Below are 1,324 nucleotides of genomic sequence, written 5' to 3' on the forward strand. Positions count from 1 at the left end.
AACAGCGAGAAGGAGTCCACACATGAAGCTTATGCGAATTGGGGTCGACCTGGCCAAGAACGTGTTTCAGATCCACGGTGTGGATTGCCATGAGAAGCCGGTCTGGCGGCAGCGGCTACCACGTGATCGTTGGCTGCAAACGGTGCTGGAAAAAGTCGAACCTGGTTGTGAGATCGGAATGGAGAGTTGCGGTGGGGCCCATCATTGGGCGCGGCAACTCGAAGCTCGCGGATTCCGAGTCAAGCTAGTCGCTCCCCAGTTCGTTAAACCTTATGTCAAAAGCAACAAGAACGACGCGAACGATGCCGAGGCGATCTGTGAAGCGATGAGCCGTCCCAGCATGCGCTTCGTCGCCATCAAGACGATCGAACAACAGGATATCCAGGCAACGCATCGCATCCGGGCCGGCTTAATCGAACAGCGCACGGCCAAAGCCAATCAGATCCGTGGGCTGGTCGCCGAGTACGGCCTCGTTGCACCGAAGGAATTACTGATGCTGCGTCGGGCGATACCGTGCTGGCTGGAAGATGCGGATAACGGTTTGACGGCTCGCTTTCGTTGTCTGCTGGATGGTTTGTGGGGCGACCTTTGCACACTGGATAAGCGCGTGGGTGAACTCAATAACGAGCTATCCGCAATCGCGGCAAGCGCGCCACCTGCCGTCCGCTTGCAGCAATTACGCGGTGTTGGCCCCATGATCGCCACAGCGCTCATCGTCGCTCTCGGTGATGCCCGTCAGTTTGCCAATGGCCGACAGTTTGCCGCCTCGCTGGGACTGACACCGAGGCAACACAGTTCTGGTGGTAAGGATCGACTGCTCGGTATCAGCAAGCGCGGTGATGCGTATCTGCGAACATTGATGGTGCATGGTGCACGCTCGGCGCTACGCACAGCCAAATCCAAAGAGGATCGACTCAGCCAGTGGGCCGTTCGTTTAGCCGAGCGATCGCATCCCAATGTGGCCGCTATTGCGCTGGCCAACAAAACTGCACGCATGGCTTGGGCGATGCTGCGTTACGGCACTGATTACCAACCGGATCAGGCAGCGGCCTGATTTATTTACCCGACGTGCTCTACGAGAGAAACAACTCTTAACCACGATTGCGAAGCAACCCTAACGATGGCAAACCGGTCGAACCGGCGTCGGCAAAACCCTCAAATGTCCAGGTGCGCAAAGCACGTAGAAGCGATTGGGAGCTGGCGCGCGAATAGCCCATCATGGCCCTGCATCGAAACGATGCTGTATCCAGAGGCCGAATATACGTGTGCAGTCGGCACGGGTGCCAAAGCGAGGGGGCTTGCAATGAGGAGGAGTCCATATACG

Annotated in this window: 1 protein-coding gene; it reads left to right on the plus strand. The window is 57.4% G+C overall.

The genetic code is table 11. The annotated features are described in order from the left end of the window. Nucleotides 1-22: 22 nt before the first annotated feature. Complete coding sequence (locus ACM6IQ_RS22185) at nt 23-1,054, plus strand: IS110 family transposase (RefSeq protein ID WP_288912375.1); 1,032 nt, start codon at nt 23-25, stop codon at nt 1,052-1,054. Nucleotides 1,055-1,324 lie beyond the last annotated feature (270 nt).

Source organism: Pseudomonas sp. IT-P100 (assembly GCF_949767185.1).
Taxonomy (GTDB): domain Bacteria; phylum Pseudomonadota; class Gammaproteobacteria; order Pseudomonadales; family Pseudomonadaceae; genus Aquipseudomonas; species Aquipseudomonas fluorescens_B.